Source organism: Listeria grandensis (assembly GCF_014322885.1).
Lineage (GTDB): Bacteria > Bacillota > Bacilli > Lactobacillales > Listeriaceae > Listeria_A > Listeria_A grandensis.
This window is the reverse complement of the sequence record NZ_JAASUG010000001.1, coordinates 31955-55724: the sequence shown is the minus strand read 5'-3', so window position 1 is coordinate 55724 and position 23770 is coordinate 31955. Positions and strand designations below refer to the sequence as shown.

27 protein-coding genes are annotated in these 23770 nt (G+C 36.8%); 24 read left to right on the top strand and 3 right to left on the bottom strand.

Going from position 1 to position 23770, the window contains the following annotated elements; genetic code table 11:
• The first annotated feature begins 85 nt into the window (after positions 1-85).
• The 15 genes from HCJ54_RS00255 (at position 86) to HCJ54_RS00185 (ending at position 14954) form a co-directional block, all read left to right on the top strand.
• A complete protein-coding gene (locus HCJ54_RS00255; protein WP_187136204.1) occupies positions 86-583 on the top strand; it encodes a PcfB family protein in 498 nt (165 codons plus the stop codon).
• Positions 580-2334 (top strand): VirD4-like conjugal transfer protein, CD1115 family, encoded by a 1755-nt coding sequence (locus HCJ54_RS00250; RefSeq protein ID WP_187136203.1) that lies wholly within the window; start codon positions 580-582, stop codon positions 2332-2334. The genes HCJ54_RS00255 and HCJ54_RS00250 overlap by 4 nt, the downstream gene beginning before the upstream one ends.
• Before the next feature lie 14 nt (positions 2335-2348).
• Positions 2349-2561: a Maff2 family mobile element protein gene (locus HCJ54_RS00245; protein WP_036059534.1), complete on the top strand. Its 213-nt coding sequence runs from the start codon at positions 2349-2351 to the stop codon at positions 2559-2561.
• Between the two features lie 57 nt (positions 2562-2618).
• Entirely contained in the window at positions 2619-3434 is an 816-nt protein-coding gene (locus HCJ54_RS00240) for a VirB6/TrbL-like conjugal transfer protein, CD1112 family (RefSeq protein ID WP_425324785.1), read from the top strand.
• Positions 3435-3450: 16 nt separating this feature from the next.
• A complete protein-coding gene (locus HCJ54_RS00235; protein ID WP_187136201.1) occupies positions 3451-3831 on the top strand; it encodes an LPD16 domain-containing protein in 381 nt (126 codons plus the stop codon).
• A 15-nt stretch (positions 3832-3846) separates the two neighbouring features.
• Entirely contained in the window at positions 3847-4242 is a 396-nt protein-coding gene (locus HCJ54_RS00230) for a PrgI family protein (protein WP_187136200.1), read from the top strand.
• Complete coding sequence (locus tag HCJ54_RS00225; RefSeq protein ID WP_222712934.1) at positions 4199-6643, top strand: VirB4-like conjugal transfer ATPase, CD1110 family; 2445 nt, start codon at positions 4199-4201, stop codon at positions 6641-6643. Before HCJ54_RS00230 ends, HCJ54_RS00225 begins: the two co-directional genes overlap by 44 nt.
• 68 nt (positions 6644-6711) lie before the next feature.
• Positions 6712-9129, top strand: a complete 2418-nt coding sequence (locus HCJ54_RS00220; RefSeq protein WP_187136199.1) for a CD1108 family mobile element protein — start codon at positions 6712-6714, stop codon at positions 9127-9129.
• 19 nt (positions 9130-9148) lie between these two features.
• Complete coding sequence (locus HCJ54_RS00215) at positions 9149-9415, top strand: DUF4315 family protein (RefSeq protein WP_185426928.1); 267 nt, start codon at positions 9149-9151, stop codon at positions 9413-9415.
• A complete protein-coding gene (locus tag HCJ54_RS00210) occupies positions 9405-10115 on the top strand; it encodes a CD1107 family mobile element protein (RefSeq protein ID WP_187136198.1) in 711 nt (236 codons plus the stop codon). The genes HCJ54_RS00215 and HCJ54_RS00210 overlap by 11 nt, the downstream gene beginning before the upstream one ends.
• The gene (locus tag HCJ54_RS00205; protein ID WP_187136197.1) at positions 10112-12166 is read left to right on the top strand and encodes a type IA DNA topoisomerase; all 2055 of its coding nucleotides are present in this window, start codon (positions 10112-10114) and stop codon (positions 12164-12166) included. Before HCJ54_RS00210 ends, HCJ54_RS00205 begins: the two co-directional genes overlap by 4 nt.
• Before the next feature lie 47 nt (positions 12167-12213).
• Entirely contained in the window at positions 12214-12990 is a 777-nt protein-coding gene (locus HCJ54_RS00200) for a hypothetical protein (protein WP_187136196.1), read from the top strand.
• A 20-nt stretch (positions 12991-13010) separates the two neighbouring features.
• Positions 13011-14000, top strand: a complete 990-nt coding sequence (locus HCJ54_RS00195; RefSeq protein ID WP_187136195.1) for a hypothetical protein — start codon at positions 13011-13013, stop codon at positions 13998-14000.
• Between the two features lie 2 nt (positions 14001-14002).
• Positions 14003-14227 (top strand): transposon-transfer assisting family protein, encoded by a 225-nt coding sequence (locus HCJ54_RS00190; RefSeq protein ID WP_187136194.1) that lies wholly within the window; start codon positions 14003-14005, stop codon positions 14225-14227.
• Positions 14228-14240: 13 nt separating this feature from the next.
• Entirely contained in the window at positions 14241-14954 is a 714-nt protein-coding gene (locus HCJ54_RS00185) for an antirestriction protein ArdA (RefSeq protein WP_187136193.1), read from the top strand.
• Between the two features lie 185 nt (positions 14955-15139).
• Here the strand turns inward: HCJ54_RS00185 and HCJ54_RS00180 are convergent, their stop codons facing one another.
• Both HCJ54_RS00180 and HCJ54_RS00175 read right to left on the bottom strand, forming a co-directional pair.
• Complete coding sequence (locus HCJ54_RS00180) at positions 15140-16093, bottom strand: hypothetical protein (protein WP_187136192.1); 954 nt, start codon at positions 16091-16093, stop codon at positions 15140-15142.
• 94 nt (positions 16094-16187) lie between these two features.
• A complete protein-coding gene (locus HCJ54_RS00175; protein ID WP_187136191.1) occupies positions 16188-17015 on the bottom strand; it encodes a helix-turn-helix domain-containing protein in 828 nt (275 codons plus the stop codon).
• 230 nt (positions 17016-17245) lie between these two features.
• On the opposite strand from HCJ54_RS00175, the gene HCJ54_RS00170 reads away from it, so the two are divergent.
• The 7 genes from HCJ54_RS00170 (at position 17246) to HCJ54_RS00140 (ending at position 21765) form a co-directional block, all read left to right on the top strand.
• Complete coding sequence (locus HCJ54_RS00170) at positions 17246-17893, top strand: matrixin family metalloprotease (protein WP_187136190.1); 648 nt, start codon at positions 17246-17248, stop codon at positions 17891-17893.
• The gene (locus HCJ54_RS00165) at positions 17894-18721 is read left to right on the top strand and encodes a hypothetical protein (RefSeq protein WP_187136189.1); all 828 of its coding nucleotides are present in this window, start codon (positions 17894-17896) and stop codon (positions 18719-18721) included. It abuts the gene before it with no gap.
• Between the two features lie 233 nt (positions 18722-18954).
• On the top strand, positions 18955-19191 hold the full coding sequence (locus tag HCJ54_RS00160; RefSeq protein ID WP_187136188.1) for a hypothetical protein: 237 nt from the start codon (positions 18955-18957) through the stop codon (positions 19189-19191).
• A gap of 144 nt (positions 19192-19335) precedes the next feature.
• Positions 19336-19623, top strand: a complete 288-nt coding sequence (locus HCJ54_RS00155; protein WP_187136187.1) for a TIGR04197 family type VII secretion effector — start codon at positions 19336-19338, stop codon at positions 19621-19623.
• A 28-nt stretch (positions 19624-19651) separates the two neighbouring features.
• Positions 19652-19954: a hypothetical protein gene (locus HCJ54_RS00150; RefSeq protein WP_187136186.1), complete on the top strand. Its 303-nt coding sequence runs from the start codon at positions 19652-19654 to the stop codon at positions 19952-19954.
• On the top strand, positions 19941-21380 hold the full coding sequence (locus tag HCJ54_RS00145; RefSeq protein ID WP_187136185.1) for a T7SS effector LXG polymorphic toxin: 1440 nt from the start codon (positions 19941-19943) through the stop codon (positions 21378-21380). Before HCJ54_RS00150 ends, HCJ54_RS00145 begins: the two co-directional genes overlap by 14 nt.
• A 4-nt stretch (positions 21381-21384) precedes the next feature.
• Positions 21385-21765, top strand: coding sequence for an immunity 22 family protein (locus HCJ54_RS00140; protein WP_187136184.1), 381 nt, complete (start codon positions 21385-21387; stop codon positions 21763-21765).
• Between the two features lie 97 nt (positions 21766-21862).
• Here the strand turns inward: HCJ54_RS00140 and HCJ54_RS00135 are convergent, their stop codons facing one another.
• Complete coding sequence (locus tag HCJ54_RS00135; protein WP_187136183.1) at positions 21863-22090, bottom strand: helix-turn-helix domain-containing protein; 228 nt, start codon at positions 22088-22090, stop codon at positions 21863-21865.
• Between the two features lie 98 nt (positions 22091-22188).
• Between HCJ54_RS00135 and HCJ54_RS00130 the strand changes: the two genes are divergently transcribed.
• Together HCJ54_RS00130 and HCJ54_RS00125 are read left to right on the top strand one after the other, a co-directional pair.
• Positions 22189-22476 carry a hypothetical protein gene (locus tag HCJ54_RS00130; protein WP_187136182.1) on the top strand — a complete coding sequence of 96 codons (288 nt, stop codon included), beginning with the start codon at positions 22189-22191 and terminating at the stop codon, positions 22474-22476.
• Positions 22477-22771: 295 nt separating this feature from the next.
• Positions 22772-23656, top strand: a complete 885-nt coding sequence (locus tag HCJ54_RS00125) for a helix-turn-helix domain-containing protein (RefSeq protein ID WP_187136181.1) — start codon at positions 22772-22774, stop codon at positions 23654-23656.
• Positions 23657-23770: the final 114 nt, after the last annotated feature.

The following is a 23770-nucleotide window of genomic DNA, read 5'->3' as shown; positions in this document are numbered from 1 at the left end:
AGGAAGGTGAGATACTGATTTATTCAGAATGGTGGTATCATCCGCCATAAAGGAAGTGTCATTTCAAAAAGAGAAAGGAGGAATTATGCAGGAAGAAATTAATCATAAAACCATCGCATTTTCGATTAACACGACGAAAGTAACAGCCAGAGAGTTAAGAAAAGCGGTAGCTGTCTTTCTTAAAATGGGAGGCTTTGTTGCAAAAAAGAATAAGCAGCGTAGTCACAGTGGCAAGCAATCTATCAAAAAACTTATGAAACAAAACACTGCCTTATCCAATGTTGAAATTACAGATGATAACATTGGTAGTTTCAAACGAATCGCTCGGAAGTATGGGCTTGATTTTGCACTAAAAAAAGATAATACCACGGAAACGTCGACTTATCTTGTTTATTTTAAAGGACGCGATGTGGATGTCATGACACAGGCTTTTAAGGAATATACGCAAAAGCATGTAAAATCACACGACAAGCCGTCTATTATTGACAAATTACAAGAAAATAAAGTAGATGTAGAACACGATTTAGCAGGCAGTATAGAAAAAGCGCTTGGGAAAAATAAATCTCAGGAGTTGATGCGATGAGTCTTGATATAAGAAAACAAGTGATTCTGCATTTACCTTATTTACTGCTATTTTATTTGGCGGATAAATTAGCGGAGCTTTACCGACTGATTTTAGCGGACAATGTGGTTGAAAAGATTGTTTTACTCATTGGGCATATTGATTTGCTTTTTAGAAGTTATGCACCTAGTTTTGATATTCGAGATTTACTCGTGGCAGCAGGCACTGTCGTACTGATTCGATTGACGATTTATCAGAAGACCAAAAACGCGAAAAAGTATCGAAAAGGAATCGAATATGGGAGTGCGAGGTGGGGGACTAAGAAAGACATTGCGCCTTACATTGATCCCATTTTTAAAATGAATGTGTTACTAACAGAAACCGAACGTTTGATGATGAATGGTCGTCCAAAAGAACCGAAGTATGCGCGGAATAAAAATGTGCTTGTCATCGGTGGCTCGGGATCGGGAAAAACAAGATTTTTTGTAAAACCTAATCTGATGCAAATGCATTCTAGCTATGTGGTGACTGATCCTAAGGGAACGGTACTAGTGGAGTGTGGGCATCTATTAGAAAAGGCGAACTACAAAATCAAAGTGCTCAACACGATCAATTTCAAGAAGTCGATGCACTACAACCCGTTTGCGTATATTCGCTCAGAAAAAGACATTTTAAAATTGGTGAATACGATTATTGCCAATACAAAAGGCGAGGGTGAAAAATCGAGTGAGGATTTTTGGGTGAAAGCAGAACGGCTCTACTATAATGCGCTTATCGGCTATATATGGTATGAAGCACCAAGCTATGAGCAGAACTTTATCACATTGCTTGAGTTAATCAACGCAAGTGAGGCTCGAGAAGATGATGAATCATTTAAAAATGCAGTTGACTTATTGTTTGACGAATTGGAGGCAAAGGAGCCTGACCATTTTGCTGTAAAGCAATATAAGAAATATAAATTGGCAGCAGGAAAAACCGCCAAATCTATTTTGATTAGCTGTGGAGCTAGGCTCGCACCGTTTGACATCAAAGAGTTAAGAGAACTCATGTCTTTCGATGAATTAGAGTTAGACAAAATAGGCGATCGAAAAACGGCGTTGTTTGTTATCATCAGTGATACGGATAGTACTTTTAACTTTGTAGTATCTATCATGTACACACAAATGTTTAATTTACTTTGCGATAAAGCCGATGACGTATATGGTGGTCGATTGCCAGTTCATGTTCGATGTTTGCTGGATGAATTTGCGAATATCGGTCAGATTCCACAATTCGAAAAATTAATAGCTACGATTAGAAGTCGCGAAATATCGGCTTCTATTATTTTGCAGTCACAGAGCCAACTTAAAGCCATTTATAAAGATAATGCCGATACAATTATTGGAAACTGCGATACGACGTTATTTTTAGGTGGAAAAGAAAAGTCTACACTAAAGGAAATGACTGAAATTCTTGGGAAAGAAACGATTGATTCCTTTAATACGAGCATTACCTATGCGCAACAAAAGAGCCATGGGCTTAACTTTCAAAAGCTTGGTAAGGAACTCATGTCCCAAGATGAAATTGCGGTCATGGATGGTGGTAAGTGTATTTTGCAAATACGTGGAGCTCGACCATTTTTATCTAATAAATACGATATTACAAAGCACAAGTACTACAAATATTTATCCGATTATGACAGTAAAAATGTATTTGATATTGAGCAATATTTAAGACCGTTAAATGACATATCAACGGGTGAATCTGTTGATATGTATCAAATAAAATTATAGAAAGAAGGAATGTAATGGAATTTTTTACAGAAGCAGTTAACGTTTTAAAAGTACTAGTTATTGCCCTTGGCGCAGGACTTGCTGTGTGGGGAGTTATCAACTTACTTGAGGGGTACGGTAATGATAATCCGGGGGCTAAATCACAAGGAATTAAGCAATTGATGGCAGGTGGAGGCGTTGTACTCATTGGAATGCAACTGATTCCAATGCTTGGGAAGTTGTTTTAAGTTATGTTTGGCGTATTTGAGAAACTTGGGGAGTGGATACAGGAACTTCTAATAAGTATGGTTGAATCAAATCTAACTAATATGTTTATCGATGTCAATGAGCAAGTAGACATGATTGCTAAAGAGGTTGGGAAAACACCTGCGGGATGGAATGCTGACATTTTCGGCATGATTCAAGCCTTATCTGATAATGTGATTGTACCGATAGCGGGCTTAATCATCACCTATATTCTTTGTTATGAGCTAATCACCTTAATCTTAGAAAAGAATAATATGCAGGATGTGGACACATTCATGTTCTTTAAATATTTTTTCAAAATGTGTGTGGCTGTCATGTTAGTCAGCCACACATTTGATATTACAATGGCTGTTTTTGATTTGGCGCAGTATGTGGTCAATCAAGCAGCAGGCACGATTAATTCAAGTGCCAGTATTGATATATCCGCGGTATTAACAACAATGAAAGAGCGGATGCAGGAGATGGGCGTTGGCGAGTTATTCGGCTTAGTGTTTGAAACACTTATTGTATCTTTGTGCATGAAAATCATGGCGGTAATTATCATGGTGATTATTTACGGGCGTATGATTGAGATTTATCTGTATTGTTCGGTGGCACCAATTCCGTTTGCGACCTTAAGCAATCGTGAATGGGGAACTATTGGGACGAACTATTTCAAGTCTTTATTTGCGCTCGGTTTTCAAGGATTCTTCATCATGGTATGTGTTGGAATCTATGCCATTTTAGTAAAAGCAATGACCGTATCGGATAATATTCATATGGCGATTTTCTCAATTGCCACATATACGGTTTTGTTATGCTTTACTCTCTTTAAAACAGGAAGTGTATCAAAATCGATTTTTGGAGCACATTAAGGAGGAATCGGAAACATTGGAAATAAACGATGAATTAGCTATGGCAATTGGAGATAGATATGTGAGTATGCAGGTGTGTGATGAGGGTTTCGAGTATTCCATTTTTGATACAGACTATTATTTACAAGATGGCGGTATCGTAGCAGTTCCTACTTCTATTATTGGAGCTATGTATATAGTTATTCAGGATCATTGTATGTTCGAAGAGCCCATGGAGCAAATTGATTTTGAGACACTATTTAAAAAGACCTCAAAGCAAGAATTAAGCAAAATTGAAAAAGCAATGAAGGGGGAGAGCACGATTGTGAAACCTTCTATTGTACAGACATTAAAAGATACAGAAAAGGTACCAGAAAATAAAAAAACAAGTTCATCCCAAAACCGAGAAGAACGATAAGAAAGGAGCGATTCGATGCCTTTTGTGCCAGTGCCAAAAGATCTGACGAAGGTGAAAACAAAGGTTGCGTTTAATTTAACCAAACGCCAACTTATTTGTTTTAGTATAGCGGCAGGAATAGGAATCCCAAGCTATCTATTTTTAAAACAGCATATTAGTACGGATTTAGCGGCAATCGCGATGGTTATCATCATGCTACCGCTATTTTTTGTGGCTTTATTTGAAAAAGATGGACAACCATTTGAGAAATTAGCTCGAAATTATATCCGTTCTCGCTTTATCAAAAAGCGAAAGCGTGTATATCGCACGAAAAATTACTACAAATTATTAGAACAACAAAACCAATTAATAAAGGAGGTCACGCCGATTGTTCGAAAATCTATTCAGCAAAAAACAAAAACAAAACGTTAAAAAAAGTAAGCCAAAACAGTTAGTGATTACACCGAATAAAAAATTAACGTCCAGTGAAAAAAGACGTGTCTCGCGGGCGATTAAGAAAGCGAAATTAGATGCGCAAACAAAAGACAGTACGCAAGCAACCATTCCATATCAAAGTATCAATAAAGCAGGTGTCTGTAAGGTGAATGACAGGCTATATACCAAGACAATTCAGTTTTATGACATCAATTATCAGTTGGCACAAAATGAGGATAAGCACGCGATATTTGAAAACTACTGCGATTTTCTCAATTATTTCGACAGCAGTATTCATATTCAGATGACCTTTCTCAATCAATCTGTGGATATTCTTGATTTTGTCGCATCGATTGATATTCCACCACAAAAAGACGGTTTTGATGAGATTCGTCTCGAGTATGCAACGATGTTGAAGAATCAGCTGACGAAAGGAAACAATGGACTCGTACGCACTAAGTACGTGACGTTTGGGATTGAAGCCAATTCGATTCGAGAAGCAAAAACGAGACTGGAACGGATTGAGATGGATATTTTGAATAACTTTAAAACTTTGGGTGTATTAGCGCAAGTGTTGGATGGTTTTGAGCGATTAAAGCTATTTCATGATGTGTTACATCCAAATAGTCAAGACAAGTTTTTGTTTAATAACTGGAACCTGTTAGCGGGAACTGGATTATCAACGAAAGACTTTATTGCTCCTGCGTCTTTTGATTTTCGAGAAACCGATAGTTTCAAAATTGGACAAAGTTTTGGTAGCTCTTCTTTTCTACAAATCCTAGCACCAGAACTCACCGATCGCATGTTGGCTGATTTTTTGGAAATGGAATGTAATCAAGTCATTAATTTTCATATTGAATCGGTTGATCAGGCATCTGCCATTAAAACGGTAAAACGGAAGATTACTGATTTGGATAAGATGAAAATTGAGGAGCAGAAAAAAGCAGTACGTGCAGGTTACGACATGGATATCATTCCAAGCGATTTGAATACGTATGGTAAAGAAGCCAAGTCATTACTGGAGGATTTGCAGTCACGAAATGAGCGACTGTTTTTGATTACAGTACTGTTTACGCATACTGCCAATTCCAAACAACAATTGGAGGACACGCTATTTCAAGCGCGAGCTATTGCGCAAAAATACAACTGTGCTTTGAAATCATTAGACTTCCAACAAGAAGTGGCTTTGATGAGTACACTTCCAATCGGACAAAACCAAATTGAGATTCAGCGAGCGATGACCACATCCAGTACCGCTATTTTTGTTCCCTTTACAACCCAAGAGTTATTTCAAGAAAAGAGCTTGTACTATGGCTTAAACGCGTTGTCATCAAATATGATAATGGTCAATCGTAAATTATTGAAAAATCCAAACGGACTCATTTTAGGAACACCGGGGAGTGGGAAATCATTTAGTGCGAAACGCGAAATTACCAACGTTTTCTTAGTTACCGATGATGATATTATCATTTGTGATCCTGAATCTGAATACGCGCCGTTAGTCGTAACACTTGGCGGGCAAGTGATTAAAATATCTCCTACAAGTACGCAGTACGTGAACCCGATGGATTTGAATCTAAATTATAGTGATGATGATAATCCGCTATCTTTAAAAGCAGACTTCATTTTGTCGCTGTGTGAATTAATTGTAGGTGGGAAAAATGGTTTGGAACCAGTAGAGAAAACACTGATTGACCGAGCGGTACGATTCGTCTATCAAGATTATTTACTTGATCCGCGTCCTGATAATATGCCAATTTTAGAAGACTTATACAATGTTCTTAAAGCGCAACCTGAACTCGAGGCGACACGTATTGCAACGGCTCTTGAGATTTATGTCACAGGAAGTTTAAATGTCTTTAACCATCGAACAAATGTGGATATTAATAATCGCTTAGTTTGTTTTGATATTAAAGAGCTCGGTAAGCAGTTGAAGAAACTAGGAATGTTGATTGTGCAAGATCAAGTATGGAATCGTGTCACGTTAAATCGGGCACAGAAGAAATCCACATGGTATTACATCGATGAGTTCCATTTACTACTCAAAGAAGAACAGACGGCTGCCTATTCTGTGGAGATTTGGAAAAGGTTCCGTAAATGGGGTGGAATTCCAACTGGACTTACTCAAAATATCAAAGATTTACTCGCGAGTCGTGAGATTGAAAATATCTTTGAAAATAGCGATTTTATCTATATGTTGAATCAAGCATCGGGTGACCGTCAAATTTTATCCAAGCAGTTGAATATATCCTCACATCAACTTTCGTATGTGACCAATAGCAATGAGGGGGAGGGACTAATTTTTTATGGGAATGTAATTATCCCATTTGTTGATAAGTTCCCGAAAGACACGCAACTCTATAAAATCATGACAACAAAACCAGATGAAGTAGCATAACGAAATAGGAAGCATTGGAGCATTCTTGAAACATTGGGAATGCTCTTTTCTAAGAATTGAGGTGACAAATGAAAAAGGAAGAACGATTTGAACGTAGTATTGAGCGAGATAGCCCTTTACAGTTCAACAGTGAGGAAATTGAAGCCGAACAAGTTATGGAGAAAAAGCTGGAACGACTAGAAGGCAAAGCCAATCGTGCGGAACAGAAGTTTCAAGAGGCGAAGCAAAGACTGCCACAAAAACGAGTGCTTAAAAGTGAATGGGTGACTGATGAGTCCAAAGGGAAAATCAAGCGTCGTTTCTATTTTGACATAGAACCTGAGTCACCGAATGATAGCATAACAAAAAAAGCCCAACTAAAGGCACACCAATTATCTCGAAAAATGAGCCAGACTATTCATCAAAAAGTGTCGGAACATGAAGACGAAAATGTGGGTGTAGAAGCCAGTCATAAAAGTACCAAATTTGTCGACCAAAGCACACAGAAGTTAAAACAACGCGAAAAGTTACGTGAAAAGCGGGCGTTTGGGCGATTCCAAAAAGCAGAAAACAAACTCACCAAAGCCAATGTGAACTATATGTATGAGCGAATGAAGTCGGAGCAACCGAGTACGAATCTATGGAATAAGTTATTTCAAAAGAGAAGAATCAAGAAACAGTATGCTCAAGCAAAAAAAGTAGCAGGAACAGCAAAAGCCACAACGACCAATGTCAAGCGCATCAAAGGTGGCGTAGAAAAAGCGAGTGCAATCGCGAAAGAGATATTTGCCAAACGCAGAATCGTGGCGATTGTTGGCGTTGTCATTCTCGTATTTGTCATCCTATCCTCTATTTTGTCCATGTGTTCTGCTATTGTGACTCAGACGGGTACGATGGTTGTAGCGTCTACATGGCTATCAGATGATAGTGACATTAATCAAGCCGAGTTGTATTACACCAAATTAGAAGCGGAACTACAAAAGAAAATCAATCAAGTGGAACATGACCATAACGGTTATGACGAATATAACTACAACATTGGTGCCATTGAGCATGACCCTGTGCAACTTATCAGCTATCTATCTGCAAAGTTTGAGGAGTTTCACTATCCTGATGTACAAGATGAAATTGATAAGTTATTTCAAGCCCAGTATCAATTAGAGCTGAAAGAAGAAATAATCACCCGAACTGTGACGAAAGAAATCAAGGTAGGTGAGAGTCTTGGCAAGGTTGTGACTTCTGCTTACTGTAGTTGCGTCATTTGTACAGGGCAATGGTCGGGAGGTGCCACAGCAAGTGGTGCGATGCCACGCGCAAAGCATACGATTGCGGTCGATGCGAAAAATCCCATTGTACCGCTAGGAACGAAGATTGTTATGAATGGTATTGAGTACACAGTAGAAGACACGGGAAATTTTGCGCGGTATGGTGTCGCATTTGATATTTATTTTGATACGCACGAAGAAGCCATTGCATGGGGACATCAAACGTTAGAAGCGTATCTTGCGAATGGCAACAAGAATACGGTCACGGTTACGACGACCGAAACTGTCAAACAGCTGAATACCACTTTAAAGCAAACATCAATGAACGATTATATTCAGGCTAACTTAAGTGATGACCAGTTAGCGCTGTATGAGGCGTATATGGAATCTCGGGGGAATCGCCAAAACTTTGGTAGTCCTTTTAACTGCGATTGGTACCCGAATATCACAAGCTATCCTGGTTATCGTTCTGATCCATTTTCAGGTGAAATCAAACTGCATAAAGGCTTAGATATAGGAATGGCAGCAGGCACACCAACGCAAGCGATTCATGATGGTATCGTGACGACTGCGGGGTTTTCAAGTGGTGGTTATGGAAATTATGTCATTGTGGAAGATAAAGAAAAAGGCTACAAGAGTTTGTATGCCCATTTTGAAAGCTTGAATGTGAGTCAAGGACAAACGGTAAAAGTTGGTGATGTTGTTGGATTTGTTGGGACAACGGGTGCCAGTACGGGTAACCATCTACACTTAGAATTTTATTATCAAGAGGAATGGATGGATGCGTATTTTTATGCGAGTAATGGCGGGGAATCCAAGCCCGACATAGGCACTGGAACGACCAATGGTGCAATGAGTGAGACAGATTACAACAAACTGATTACCTATGCTGAACAATATATCGGTTTTCCTTATGTGTTCGGTGGCTCAACGCCTGCGACTAGTTTTGATTGCTCGGGGTTTATCTCATGGGTGTATACCAATTCAGGCGTACACAAGGTACCACGAACAACGGCACAAGGCATTTACGACCAAACGACAAAAATTAGTCGGGAGGAGGCGCGTGCAGGAGACTTGATTTTCTTCACCGAAACCTATCCCGCAGGTCGACCCGTAACGCATATCGGCATTTATGTAGGCAACGGAAAAATGTTGCATTGTGGTGACCCGATTCAATACAGTTCGATTGATTCGCCATACTGGCAACAACATTTTTACGGTTTTGGTCGATTAAAGAATTAGAAATCCAAAGGAGGAATTTATGAAGTTAGATCGCATTAATCTCTCCATTGAGAAAATGGAAGAGCGAATCAAAAAATTTCAGCAAGAACTAAAAGACTTGCGAGAAAAGAAAGTAGTTGTTGAAAATAGCAACTTTGTCAAGATTGTTCGCAAATATGAAGTGACCGAGCAAGAGTTATTACAAGCATTAGAGTTGCTTAAAAACAAACGCAAAGATATGCGAAAAGTAATCGAAAGCGAAGAAAAAAAGAAAGAAATGGAGCGTGATGCAAATCATGAAGTATAAATTGATAATCGCAAGTTTATTATTAATCGGGAGTTTATTAGCTGTTTTATCGCCAAATACAGTTGTCATGGCACAAGCGAAAGATGGGAATGGGGGAATTACAGTTATTCCAACGATTCCAAATTCGGACACAAGTACAGCCGAAACAGATGGCGAGACAGATACATCAGATACCGATGTTTCGATTGATGAGACGGAGAAGCAAAGTGGTGGTGGCAGTGTTATTGAGAGCAACAATACCTCGGGAGATGGTAAAACATTTTATACCGTGACTACAAAAGATGAACAAGTATTCTACATTATTGTTGATAACACTAAAGCAAGTGATAATGTCTATCTATTAACTGATGTGACGCAAGAGGACTTAGCTAAATTAGTGAATGGTGAAGAACCGATTATCCAAGAAACACCTGAAAAAGAAGTCGAGAAACCAAGTGTAACTGAGGCGGAGACGACGGAAAATCAACCCGAAACAGCACCTAATTATATGCCGATTATTTTGTTAGCGGTAGTGCTCATTGGTGGCATCGGTGGCGCATATTATTATTTTAAAGTATGTAAACCGAAACGTGATTTGGATGATGCCGAAGATTTAGAGGATTTTTCGTTTGTGGATGAAGTAGAAAGCTACCGAAAAGAACAAAATCAATCAGATGATGTATATGACTTAGAAGATGACGATGAGGAGGACGATGAATGAAATTAATTATTGCTGAAAAGCCAAGTGTTGCCCAAGCTATCGCAAAAGTTCTTGGCAAAATGAAACGTCAAAATGGTTATCTTGAAAATGAATCGTTCATCGTGACGTGGTGTATTGGTCATTTAGTGTCGCTCGCTACAACGGAAGTATACGACGAACGCTATAAGAAATGGAGGCAAGCCGATTTGCCAATCATCCCAGATCCTTTCCAATACCAAGTTCTTAAAGGGAAAGAAAAACAGTTTAGCGTTGTATCGGAGTTAATGGAGGATGAACGTGTAAAGAGTATTGTTTGTGCGACAGATGCAGGACGAGAGGGAGAGCTCATTTTTCGACTAGCCTATGAGCAAGTGAAGTGCAAGAAACCAATGGAACGTTTATGGGTTTCAAGCATGGAAACAAGTGCGATTTCAGAGGGGTTGGCAAACTTACAGCCAAGTTGTGAATATGACAATTTATATCAAGCAGCATTATGCCGTGCGCAGGCAGACTGGCTTGTCGGTATCAATGCAACACGTTTATTTTCTACCCTATATAACGCCAAACTCAATATTGGACGTGTCCAGACACCGACACTTGCCATGCTAGTGGAGCGGGAACGAGCGATTGAAACTTTTGTTTCAATGCCTTACTATACGGTAGCTGTAACGCTAGACCAACATTCATTTGTTAGTCGGAAAATAGACAGTAAGGAGGACGCAACAGCTATACAGCAAGCGTGCGAAAAGATGCCAATCGCTGTGGAATCAATCGTTATAAATAAGAAAACGAATAATCCACCAAAATTATATGATTTGACAACATTACAACGAGAAGCCAATCGCACCTTCAATCTAACTGCCAAACAAACACTTGATACGGTGCAGGTACTATATGAGAAGAAGTTGGTGACCTATCCACGAACAGACAGTCAATATATTACAGAGGACATGGAAAAAACAGCTTTATCGCTCATTCCAGTTATCATTGATTGTTTACCAGTTCAACATGGCGTTTCGCATCTGCCTGATGTGGCACGGATTATGGATAATACGAAAGTAAGTGATCATCATGCCATTTTAGTCACCAAAGAAGTCGCAAAACTAGATGTAGCGACGTTAACGAAAGCTGAGCAGAATATCTTGATGTTGATAGCCAATCGATTACTGATTGCGACGGCATTACCATATCTTTATGAGGAACAAGTGGTGACGCTTCAATGTGAGAACGAGCTGTTTGTATTGAAACAAAAGCAAGTGCTAGAAAAGGGATGGAAATCATTCTTGGAAATAGAAGATTCGAGTCTGGAAAATAAATTGGATCTGGTAGAGGGTCAAACAATGGAATATCTGCCAACGAACGTTCAAGAACATTTGACAACAGCGCCAAAGTCATTCACAGAAGATACCATGTTATCAGCGATGGAACGAGCGAGCGCTGAAGAATCAGAAGACACAGCTGACATGGAGCATAAAGGGTTAGGAACACCTGCCACAAGAGCGGGTATTATTGAACGCTTGGTGCAAGGCGAATTTGTGGAACGGAAAGGTAAAAAGATGCTTCCTACACAGAAAGGTAGTACCTTAATTCAGGTTGTACCTGATGTATTGAAATCAGCAGCATTAACAGCAGAGTGGGAATATGCATTAGCACAGATTGAAAAGGGTGATACAAGTGCTGACCAATTTATGAGTGCCATTCAAATGTTTGTTGCGCAGTTAATAGCTGATAATCAAGAAAAAAATATGGATGTAGCTAGTCTTTTTCAAGAAGAAAAAGAATCCATTGGTACATGCCCTCGTTGCCAATCAGAAGTGCAAGAATTCGATAAGGCTTTTGGTTGCGTGAATACAGAATGTGGCTTTGTCATGTGGAAAAATAACAAGTTCTTCACGTCGAAAAAGAAAGAGCTAACAAAACGAATGGCTAAAACATTGCTGGAAAAAGGAAAATGTAAAGTAACGAAATTATATTCAGAAAAAACAGGCAAGACGTATGATGCCAATGTTGTCCTAGATGACACTGGAGATAAATATGTCAACTTCAAACTAGAATTTATCAACAAAAAGTAAGACTGTGAGGGGTCATGTACCCCTCTTATTTTGAGAGGAGCAACACAATGCAAGACCAATTAGTATTTAAAAGATGGGATGGTAAAGCCGTGTCACCATCATGGAAAGAAGAAATTAGTAAATATGTGCCTCAGGTAGCGCCTATTGCGACTTTTATTACGAATGAGAAAACAGTAAATAAAGGTAAAGGAGAATGGGTATCGTTTCCAACGAACAAGCAGGCGATGCAAGATGCATGGGAACGTTTAGATATACAGCAACCATCGGATTGTATTTGTTTATGCGTGACAAGTACTATTGAAGGATTAGCAGAAAGAATAAGCGCTAGAATAGATCTGGATGTACTCAATACATTAGCAGAAGAAGTACATGGTCTGGATGGCTCACCAAAAAACAAAGCCATTTTTGAAGCTTGCTTAGAAGTATTTCAAGCGAATGATATTACCGATATTTTGAACATGGTGGTGAACACGGACTGTTTTCAACTAGAACAAAATCAGAAGCAAATGCAAAATCTGGCAAATCAGTATCAAGATAAGCTTGGGATGCCTAAATCGCTGAATAAAAGCATTCATGCAGAAATGCAAGGTGTGCCCAATCCTATCCCTAAACCAACTGGGAAAGTCTATATGTCGAGAAATGGTTTTTTAGAACAGCTACGAATGCCAAGACAATATTTCACATCCCCTGCGGATATGCCAGAAAAATATCGTGTATTGCCAGCAAGCGATGGATTAGGAAAAAAATCGGTGCTAGATGACATCAAAAAAGAGGTGCCGACACAAACAAAAAGCAAAGAAAAGAAGCCGAATTTAGAACGATAAAAAGAAAGGAGCCAGAAATAATGGCAGAAGATAAAAGAATGAGCCCCGAAGAATTAACTGCATATCATGAGAAACAGCTAGAGTTAGCGAATGACAAAATTGAACGCGGTTTGAAGAATCTAGCAACACCAGAGCTGTATAAACTATTTTTAGAGCAACTAGGCAAGCTAAAAGGATTCACGTTAAATAACAGCATTTTGATTCATGAACAAATGTCCAGTGCTACAAAACTGGAAACGTATAATGACTGGAATGAAAAATATGAATTGCAGGTGAATCAAAAGTCGAAAGTACGAGTCATAAAATATACGCCATATACGAAGGAAATTGATAAAGAAGTCGTTGATCCGCGAACTAATCAAATTCTGCGTGATGGGGAAGGAAATGCTATTACTAAAAAAGAACTGATTACCATTCCAAATTTTAAAACAGAAGCGCTATTTGATATCTCCCAAACAAAAGGTGATAGAGCGCTTATTCCTGAACAGGCAGGCGTTGAAAATATGGGACTACTTATAAAAAGTATCGAGGGTACATTAGGAGAACCATTAGTGATAAAGCCAAGAGCTAATAAGCAGACGGCATTAAAAGAGGCAGTTCAAGTTTTGACAACGCGGCAGTTGGATAAGAAAGAGGAGCTGTTCGTGAGAGATGAATCTGGAATGAACCACCGAATTCCAAAGACAGATGTGGTAAAAGCATTCGAACAAGAAAGCGTACTTTATGCGACATGCCAGCATTTTGGTATTCAAGCGGGAGCAGAACAGCTATTAGCGCTTGCAAAACAAGTAGATGCGTCTGATGTGAATCTTTTCAAAGGCGTCCTAGAGTCCGTCCATTTCACGACAATGAGTAATATTAGGGTTATTGATGCAAGTTTTAAAGAACAGACACAGGAATTACCACAGAAAAAATCTATTATGAGCAAGCTATCACAGAATAAGGACAAGATTTCTCAGCCAGAACATGGGGAATCTACACCAACTAAATCGAAAGCAATGGGGTTATAAGTATGGATTTATTTACAATAGAAGAACAACAATTAATGTGTATTTTTGATATGTCATCTAAGGAACGCCTACTTGCAGATTTAGAAGCAGCATTACCGTACATTTATAATAAAGAACTGATGGATATTATGAATGGTATTATTGGCAAATTGAATAGTATTTCGGATGCTGTTTTTGGTGCGCTGCCATTCGATTTCACTGATTACTACAGTGAAGAAATATGGTAGGAGGTAAGGATATATGGAGCATGAAATCAAAAAACTAGCCATTTACCTGACCAATCTAGGGAAATATAATGAAGGAGCACTAGTTGGAGAATGGGTCACACTGCCAACTGACGCAGAAAAAATGCAAGCTGTTTTTCAGAGAATAGGACTTGGCGAAGAGTATGAGGAATATTTTATTACGGACTATGAAAGTTCTATCGGCATTCAAATGGGTGAGTATGAGAATATAGATGAACTGAATTATCTTGCCAATAAATTAGATGACCTGTATCCGAATGAATTAGAAAAATACGAAGCGATTCTTGCGATTGAAAGTACTACCACCATAGCAGATTACATTAATTTAACTGAAAATATGGATTGTTATGATGTGATATCAAACGTAGATTCAAAATCAGATTTAGGACAGTTTGCGATGGATGAACTTAATAGTGAGATTTTAGAGCATATGGGCGATTTTGCATCGTATTTTGATTTTGAGCAGTATGGACATGATCTTGATATAGAATGGGCAGGAGATTTCGTTAATGGGAACTATGTGTATCATAATGGCGAAAGTTCTTACGAGCATTATACTGGTAAGCGCGCAGACATACCAGAGGATTATGTTGTTACCGATTTTAAGTTAGTAGAGAAAAAATCGATAAAGGCGATGTTGGAGGATAAGCAAGGAGAAGTGAAAGTTGAGGTGGAAAAGGGAAGTCAAAATAAAGAAATAGAATGGTAAATGAAGTTGTGTTATACTTTCATTGTGCTAGTCAGAAGAAAAAAGCGGTACCCCCATTTTTGGAGGTATCGCTTTTTTGATTTTTAATCTTCTATTTCGAGATTTGCATAATATTTCCAATATTTTTCATCTTTAATTAAAATAGCCAATAATGGCATTTATATTAGATAGGTAGATAAGATATACTAATAATCATCTTCGTCAGGAAAAATGGTATTAGGGTTAGCGATGGGACTGAGTAAGTTTATTCGCTCATTTATATTTTCGATATCCTCCTCATAGTTGGTCTCCACACAATCCAGTAAACTTAGAGTTATATGTCCATTTAGTAACTCTTTTAAGAAGTCATTGATCTCAGTTTCATCAAAGTCCAAGGGTTCTATATTTTTAATAAGTTTCATAATAGAATTACTATCCTTAGAATTTACTAGGTATATCAATAATTCTTTTACAGATATCTTTTCGTTAAGCTTCATTTCATGCAGTGATTGTTTTTTATACCTAACATTAAATATTTTATATGCATTGGAATCGTAACTTATTTCATAGGTATATAGATTTTGTTTTGAGGCATAAGTTTTTATTAGAGAGAAATACTTGTTAGAAATTGATCCAATGATTCTTCCCAGCCGTTCCTTGATTTTATCTGAAATAACGAGGTGCTCTTTACGAAAGATGTTTTCTTCATAGCGAGCTTCAAATTTTTCTATTATAAAATGGGCAAGTGCTGTAGTCTCACTGTCTATTGCTCCAAGAGTATTGAATCGGTTATATCGAGATGTGTTATAAAAGCGGTCTAATAATTGTAAAAAACTGTTTTCTAATGGATTCAGTTCTAATTGCAATGTATGTTTTATTTTCTTTTGTAACTTTTCATGATTATGAGTAATCAGACTTTTCTCAAATTCTTCTAGTTTTTCTATATCGAATTTTTCTAGCAATATGATCAAGACCTTTTGTAATCTTTCTATACCAATTGATATGTGATATAAAAAGTAGAATACATCAGTCTGATTATCTAAATCTTCCATTTGTTCTAATTTGCTAATTCCAGTATATATAAATTCGCCAGCAATATCTAACTCTTTTCCCATCTTAAAGTTTTTGTGAAATAGAATGGGGTCTTTAAAAATATCCAAAATTGTAATCCTCCTGTATATTATTGCTTTAAATGTAATTATTTCCCTTATGTCGTGCAGTTATCTTGAAAAATAACTGCGTAAAAGGAATGTTTTAGAGATACTCTTTTTCAAATTGAAATAAAATATCCTCTTTTTCAATTGCGAGAAAAATATTTTTTGCCTTAGCTATTAGGTTGAAATCATCAGTATTAACTCCTTGTAGATAGTAAGCACTAGCAAGTAAATCAAAACGATTAATATCCTTAGCGATAACAATAGCCGTATTTAAACTAGTTGTAGTGATGGCTGAGTTAGACTGCATAAATATTGAGGCAGTATTGATAAGCAACGCTGCTTTTAATGAGTTTAGAGTCTTATCTAAAGCTTGATATTTATCAATCATTGTTAATAAGCGTGGTACAAATTTTTCAATAACCTCGAGTGGGAAATAAAATAGTATATTGCATACAAGTCGTATTTCTATTAGCGAAAAATGGTCAATTTTTTCTAAGCGTTTCCATATAGGTTTAACAAGTTCTTGTGCATGCTCAAATTCATTATTTGCTAAAAGTAATGCTGCATTTAAAACGATACTAATGTCTTCTAATAGTCTGTCTTTAGAATGGTTAGTTGTATAAATATTGCATCTGGAGATGATATCCATTAGTAGCTCGGTTTGAGTATTAGATACAAGCTTGAAAAAGTCTGTAATAATTTCTTCGCGCGTGCTCAATTGATAGTTATTTTTAATATATCGAAGTTCATCCATTGTTACATCTAATTTAATAATGATGCTCTCAACTGTAGTAATAGTGGGTGTAATGTTGTTATTTTCAATTTTAGAGATAGTAGTTCGTGCAAGAATATTATTCGATACATCCGATTGAGAAAGTGATTTGTTCTTTCTAACTTGTCTTATAGCGGCTCCATATGTTTTCATGATAATTCTCCTTTAATCGAAGTGAATAATTAAAATATTTCGGGGGTGAATATAGTGAACATAAAAATAAACTTGTTTATAAGTAGTGTAACATATTGGATATACAAATAACAGGCTTTGTGAAAGGAGTATCATGCGATGTGGCTAATGATTAATTGGTTTCTCGGTGGAACAAAGTATATAGGATAAGTTGCGGTCTGTTTAATAAATAATAGGGAGGAATCTAATTTATGAAAAAAGGGTGGAAATTTGTAAGAGTAGTTATATTTTGTTCCGTGGTGTTATTATCAACTCTGGTAGCGTCACAATCCGTTAATGCAACAGCCTATACGAATCTCCAAGGGAGTTACCCAGCAGTAAACTACGGGAGTATTTGGTATACGAATAATTCAACATATTCAAGTTGGAGAATAAATCAAGGAGCAAATTTATGGCATTACAATGGAAAAATTGATGTTCTTTCTAAGAACTTTAACACGTATAAGTTAAGCACAGGTCAGACAGCCTATGTAGATGTTAGTGTATTTAGTGGAAATTATTATGATAGTCTTCTTTTCCCAGGAGACACAGGAGCAAAAGTTCCTGGATTGTACTTTAAACATGGTACAGATAGGACAAAAATAGCTCAACGCGGTGAAATACATTTAAACGACGATGTAATGTGGAATACTAAAAAAGGAATATACTACTCTGATAATCAAATTTACTATACAATCTCACATGAATTCGGTCATGCTCTAGGTTTAGGGCATAATCCTTACAATGGAAATATAATGACACCATCTCCAAAAGCAAGTAGTGTTTACTTTGGTCGAGACGATAATGATTCGTATGAAAAAAGATGGGGTGCTGGATCGTTCTGGGGAGGGGGATATTAAATGAAAAGAAAATATGTAATAGGGATTATTGCGGGACTTGTTGCTATTGGCACAATGGTATTCACACTAAATAATCCACAAGAGACTACTAATATCAAAGCGGAAAGACAAGAACAGGTTGCGTATGCTAACAGTACCAAATCATATGAAGATTTATTAGTTAAAAGTCAACTTTCTGCATTTACAGCATTTGGTCCTGATGACTACGAAAGTGTATTTGCAACAAGCGATAATATTTTTGTGGGAAAATTCATAAAAATAGTTGGTATCGGAAATACAAAAGATGAAACAAATGTGCTTAAGCAAGCCAAACAAATTGCCGCTGAAAATCCTGACTTAGTAGCGACTACTTCTGATAGCAAATCAAATAGAACCACTAGTGAAGCAGAAAAACCCACTAATCCAGAGATGGGGGAAGCCAAGCTTGAGGAGAAGGCAAATGAATCTAGCTTTGAAAAAGAATTCTATTTCTATACAGTTTGGGAAGTTGAAATAGTTGATTCAGTTAAAGGTCAAGTAGGGTCTACAAATAGTAGGATTCAAGTCATAGTTGCCGGGCTTCCAACATTAGAAGTGGAAGGACAAGCACAAGTGAAAGAAGGAGAAGTCTATATTATTCCAGTTAATAACGACAGCAGAGTGGGCGGACAATTAGTTGTTAATAGTATGGGAACGGGTTATGAGATATCTGCTACCAAACAAACATTAAGTAAAGAGATAGAAAATAATAAAATCATTCAGGAATTTGAAGACTTAGGAAAAAAAGATCCAAAAACTCTTGAAATAAAGGAATTTGATACGCAAAGTGAGCCGTCTGGGAAGAAATAATGTAGTTGAAGTAAAAGCTATGTAATTATAATGAGAAAAATAAGGATAGAGTGCATGTTGAATTAAAACTCAATATACACTCTATCCTTATTTTCATAAAAAGGTGTTTTAAGTAATAATTATGCTTAGGAGTTAGGAGATATTGATATACTAGCATTTAATACAAAAACAAAAAAATATTTGTAGTTGAAACTAAGGATTTTAACTTAGCTAGAAATCCATATGAAATAGAGATGGAAATTACGAAAATATTTAAAGGAGAAAAATCATTTTTAGTTAAACATCAAAAAAGAGAAAAATGGGTTGTTGAAAATTCAGATGTTGTACTGGAACATTATCAATTACCTGAAGGAAAGTGGAAGGTGGTAAGTATGTTTGTAGTATCTGAACATATAATAAGTAGGGATTTAGAAAAAAATAATACGCAGTTTTTAGGTATCAAAGAATTGACAGCTAAGACATTTCGTTAGTTAGATATATTGGTGAGTGAGAAGTGATTAATACTAAATATCGCTTCTTTTCTTTTCAATAAAATCAATGGTATAATTAAGGATATGTATGAGAATATGATCCAATTATTACACAGAAAATCCAACTAGAAAGGAAGTAAAGTGATGTCAAAGAAAATCCAATTACCAAGTGGGCGTTTATCCGAACATGCCAAAGAAATCGGCAATAGCGCCAATGGTATATCATTCGAGCTACGACCTACTATGTCTTATTCCACGAGTTCCGCACGCCAACTAGTGCAAAGCAGTATGGACGCAGCACACATGATTAAAGCTATGCCAGAAGCCTTTAACAAGGATGTGCAAAATTTGAAAAATGTCGAGCAAGCATTTGTCGCTTCAGAAAAGGCGATGGCAGACATGTGGAGTAAAGCGCTTCATTTAGACAAATAAAAAAGGACATGAGGAGTGAAAAGAAGGGATGAAACAGCAGGAAGATGCCGTAAGAAAGAGTATCGAGAAACAACGGGAGTTAGAAGAAGTAGAACGCGAGTTTAGGCAATTAAAACGCCAACAAGAAGATTTGCTTGTAAGAATTGGGAATGCGTGGAGAGGCAATCTTTCAGAGAACAAATTAGGTGCCATTGCATTGGATTTAAATCAGGAACAACGCATGACGCAAAAGAAACTCTACAACTTAGATGACCAACTACAAGCCGAATACAAACAAGCAAAAGCTGATGTCGAACGAGCGAAAGAGGCGAAAGCGGATGCCACGCATTGATATTGGCGAAGTACGTTATTTTGTGGAACATTTTTTAAGAGAGTCCCAAAAATTGAAGGAAGCCCTGACAAACTATCGAAAAGCAGTTGCAAAAATTGTAGCTGATAATGAAATCAAAGGCGAAATCGCAGACAGTGCGAAAGACTATTACGAAATGGTTCATTATCCCATTGTAGACACCACGAAAGCATGTATGACCGATGCCGAAGAAATTCTGAAAAAATATACCACGGATTTTCATAATCAGGTTGATCCATCGATGAATGCTAGAATCGATTCCGATGAATTACAAGAGCTACAAGGTGAGATAAGAAAATGCCAAAATCGCTATGAAGACTTGTTAGTAAAAATGAAATCAATGGCGGGTGGTTCTTCATTAGGACAACAAATCGGGATGCAGTTAGGCATGCAAACAGCAATGGGACAATTACAACATGAAATGCAGATTATTGAACGCTATTTGGATTTTGACATGAGCCATCAAAATGTGATGTATGATGTGCTGACAAAGCTGTATCAAGTAAAACAAGGACTAAATGAAATCCAGAGCAGTAAAGCATTTAATACTGTAAGCCATACATTCAACACGAAAGCATTAAATATGGGATGGCTAAAAAACCTGACCTCTGAGAAAAAAGATCCGTATGCCAAGTATGAGAAAACATTACATGGTAGCTACTGGGTGCTAACGAAAAACGGTAAGACCGATGCAGAGGCAGCAGAAGCAACGATTGCCTACAATAAAGGAATTAATGATGGTACAATAAAGGTGCCACGTGATGAAAATGCAGACCTTGATGCCGAGCGAATTAAAGGTGCTCTAGATGGCTATGATCCGATATCTGGGCATAATTTAACGAGTATGCAAAGCTTTTCCGTACTTGCAGGGATAGCATCGGGAATGGTTGCGATTAAAGGTCGCAGTTTTAAAATATCTAAGAAGAGCTTTGATACAATATATACAGATGTGAATATGAAGGAAGTATTTAAGGTGAAAAGATCATATCCAAAAATAAAAGTTCCATCTGTACGAAATGGAGAATTTAATAAATGGTTTGATAATGCCTCCGTTAAAGAGTTTAAAACTGCGTGGTCAGATCCTAAAATTCGTTCTAAAATTGAAGACAGAATTAGACAGCCGGGGGGATATCATGAATGGCACTTGGTTTCCCGAGCACCAAAATTCAAAGAGTGGGGCGTTAGTATGGACAAGATAAAAGAATTGCGAACTTTAACAGTAGACGTCAAGTTTATAAATCCCCCAGGTATTCATGGAGGTAAAGGTTCAACAAAGGCTCATAATGAAATATTGAAAATAATTGATGAATCCCCAAATTATGAAACTTTTGTCAGTAGACTAAACGTCTGGGCAACAACACGTATGTCCAATGGCAGGTTAGATTTACCAGAAGGATTAAGGAGGTAATTAGATGAATAATGAAAATAGCGTTTCTTTATGGTTAGGCAATATGGAAGAAGCAACATTTAATGAGTATTTTGAAATAAAATACACAGAAGATGGTGACAGCATTCCGTCTTCGTTTGAAGAAAATTTTAAACTGGGATACTACGACAGAGATTTAGTTGAAAAATTTTGGGCTGAGGAACGTTCTGATAATATTGAAATTCTTCTAGAGGATTTTTCATACGACAATCAGATAATAGAGCAATTTCGTAGTGTAAATTTGAGTGAAGGATATAATACAATTATTTTAATATATAATTATGAGTATAGCGGTAATATGAAAACAAGTACTTATAAAAATGGCACACTAAATTTTATAGGCGTCTCCACATATGTAGATGAGTAAACAAGTTTTTCATTGAATCGATTCTATTTGATTGATAATAAAAAAGCCACAGCATACACCGATATGAAAATCGCTGTATGGTGTGGCTCTTATATTGTTATTTCTTCTTGGATGTCCGATCAAGCAGATAATCAATACTCACATCAAAATAATTTGCAATTTGAATTAAGGTACTTGCTGTCCACTCAATTTTCCCAGTTTCATACTGACTGTAAGTGTTTTGGGAGATATTTAAGTAGGCTGCCATTTGGGCTTGGGTTAGGTCGTTATCTTCTCGAATCGCTCGTATATTTCTATAAACTACCGTCTCAATACACCCCCTCATTTCCAGTATAAATTATCTGGATTAAAGATATTGCATTATATCTGTAATACAGATATAATAGTTTGTATAACCTATTCTTGAAGAGGGGGAAATGAAAGATGGAACAGCAAATGAGCTTTGAAATCGAACAATTAACCACTATTTTTATGGAACAAAGGCTAGAGGATACATTGGCGAAAAGTGAACGGTATCAACAGTATGTGGAGGAAGAAGCACAGGCTGAAATCGACTATCTAAACCTTGAAATCAATCTAACGGAAGAACAACGACTAATCATTGCTAACCAAATCAAAATTGCGAATAAGATACAGCAAGAGTATGCTCGGTTGGCATATGAAAATGGATATATGGACTGTCTTCGATTAAAAAAAATCATGCAAGCATAATAAGCAGTCATCAGAATTATTGGATTCTGATGGCTGTTTTTATGAAGGAGCAACGATAAATATTCATTAGGAATGTGATTATATTCACCTTTTGTAGAAATTGGGCGTATCTGTGATAAACTTTAACAAAAAATTATTTCGCGATATAATTATTGTACAATAGTGAAAATAAAATTTTATTAGTAATAATTTGGTGGAAAACGGCATTTTATTGATATGATAAACTAATGTACATATATCTTATTTGAGAATTCATCGAAAGATAAACAGAAATAGAAGAAAATGAGGAATAAACATGAATATAAGATTTAGAGTGGGGCATGTAATTAAGCGTATTCGGACGGAAATGGGATATTCACAAGAGGAGCTATGTGATGGAATATGTAATATTAATTCAATCGCGCGTATTGAATCAAATAAGACATCACCATCTTTTGAGATACTTTTGGCTCTTGTAGAGCGGTTGGGCGTTTCTATAGAGAAAATCATCGCAGAAGCTAGCTTGGAACAAAATCGTTTATACACGCAACAAAGAATGGCAATGGAACAACATGCTGAAACAAATAATTGGGTTGCTGTGAAAGAGGACTTAAAACTTATTGATGATGTGATGTATCAAAATCTTTCCATTAAGAAACAACAAATTATTGATATTATGCGTATTGAGGTCTTGACGAGTGTGGATGGTGAGATATATCGGGCAAAGCTGTTAGCAGAAAAATCGCTATACAAATCATATAAAGATAAAGCGACTTATTATACGGATGAAGAAATAAAGTTAATCAATATTGTCCTGCGATATGAACAAAGTCCATCTAATATTGAACGAGCGGAAAATGCATTGGCTTGGATGGAAAATCAGAATCCATATTTGCAGGATAACTATCTTTCATTATTTTTACTAAATGGGTTGATGATTACAGCATATATGGTCGAGAATTGGAAAAAAGTACTGGAGGTTAGCTCGAGAGGACTTCAAATTGCTGAACAAATAGAAAGTATGAAGTTCATCCCAAATTTTCTTTTTTTAAAAGGATTCTCACTTTATATGATGAACATTGAAAGAGATAAAGGAAAAGTATTAATGCAAGAAGCATTTAAAGTATGTGAAATCTCAAATCATATGTATATAAGAGAAGGTCTTATTGATACATTGATGCAATATAACATTGCATTATAAAAGAGCATTCGAAAAGGAATGCTCTTTTATTTGTATGTATTTTTAAACTTTGTAGCCTAAGCACCGATCCAATAAATCAAAAATGAAAACATGGCTATCACCTCCAACCATTAT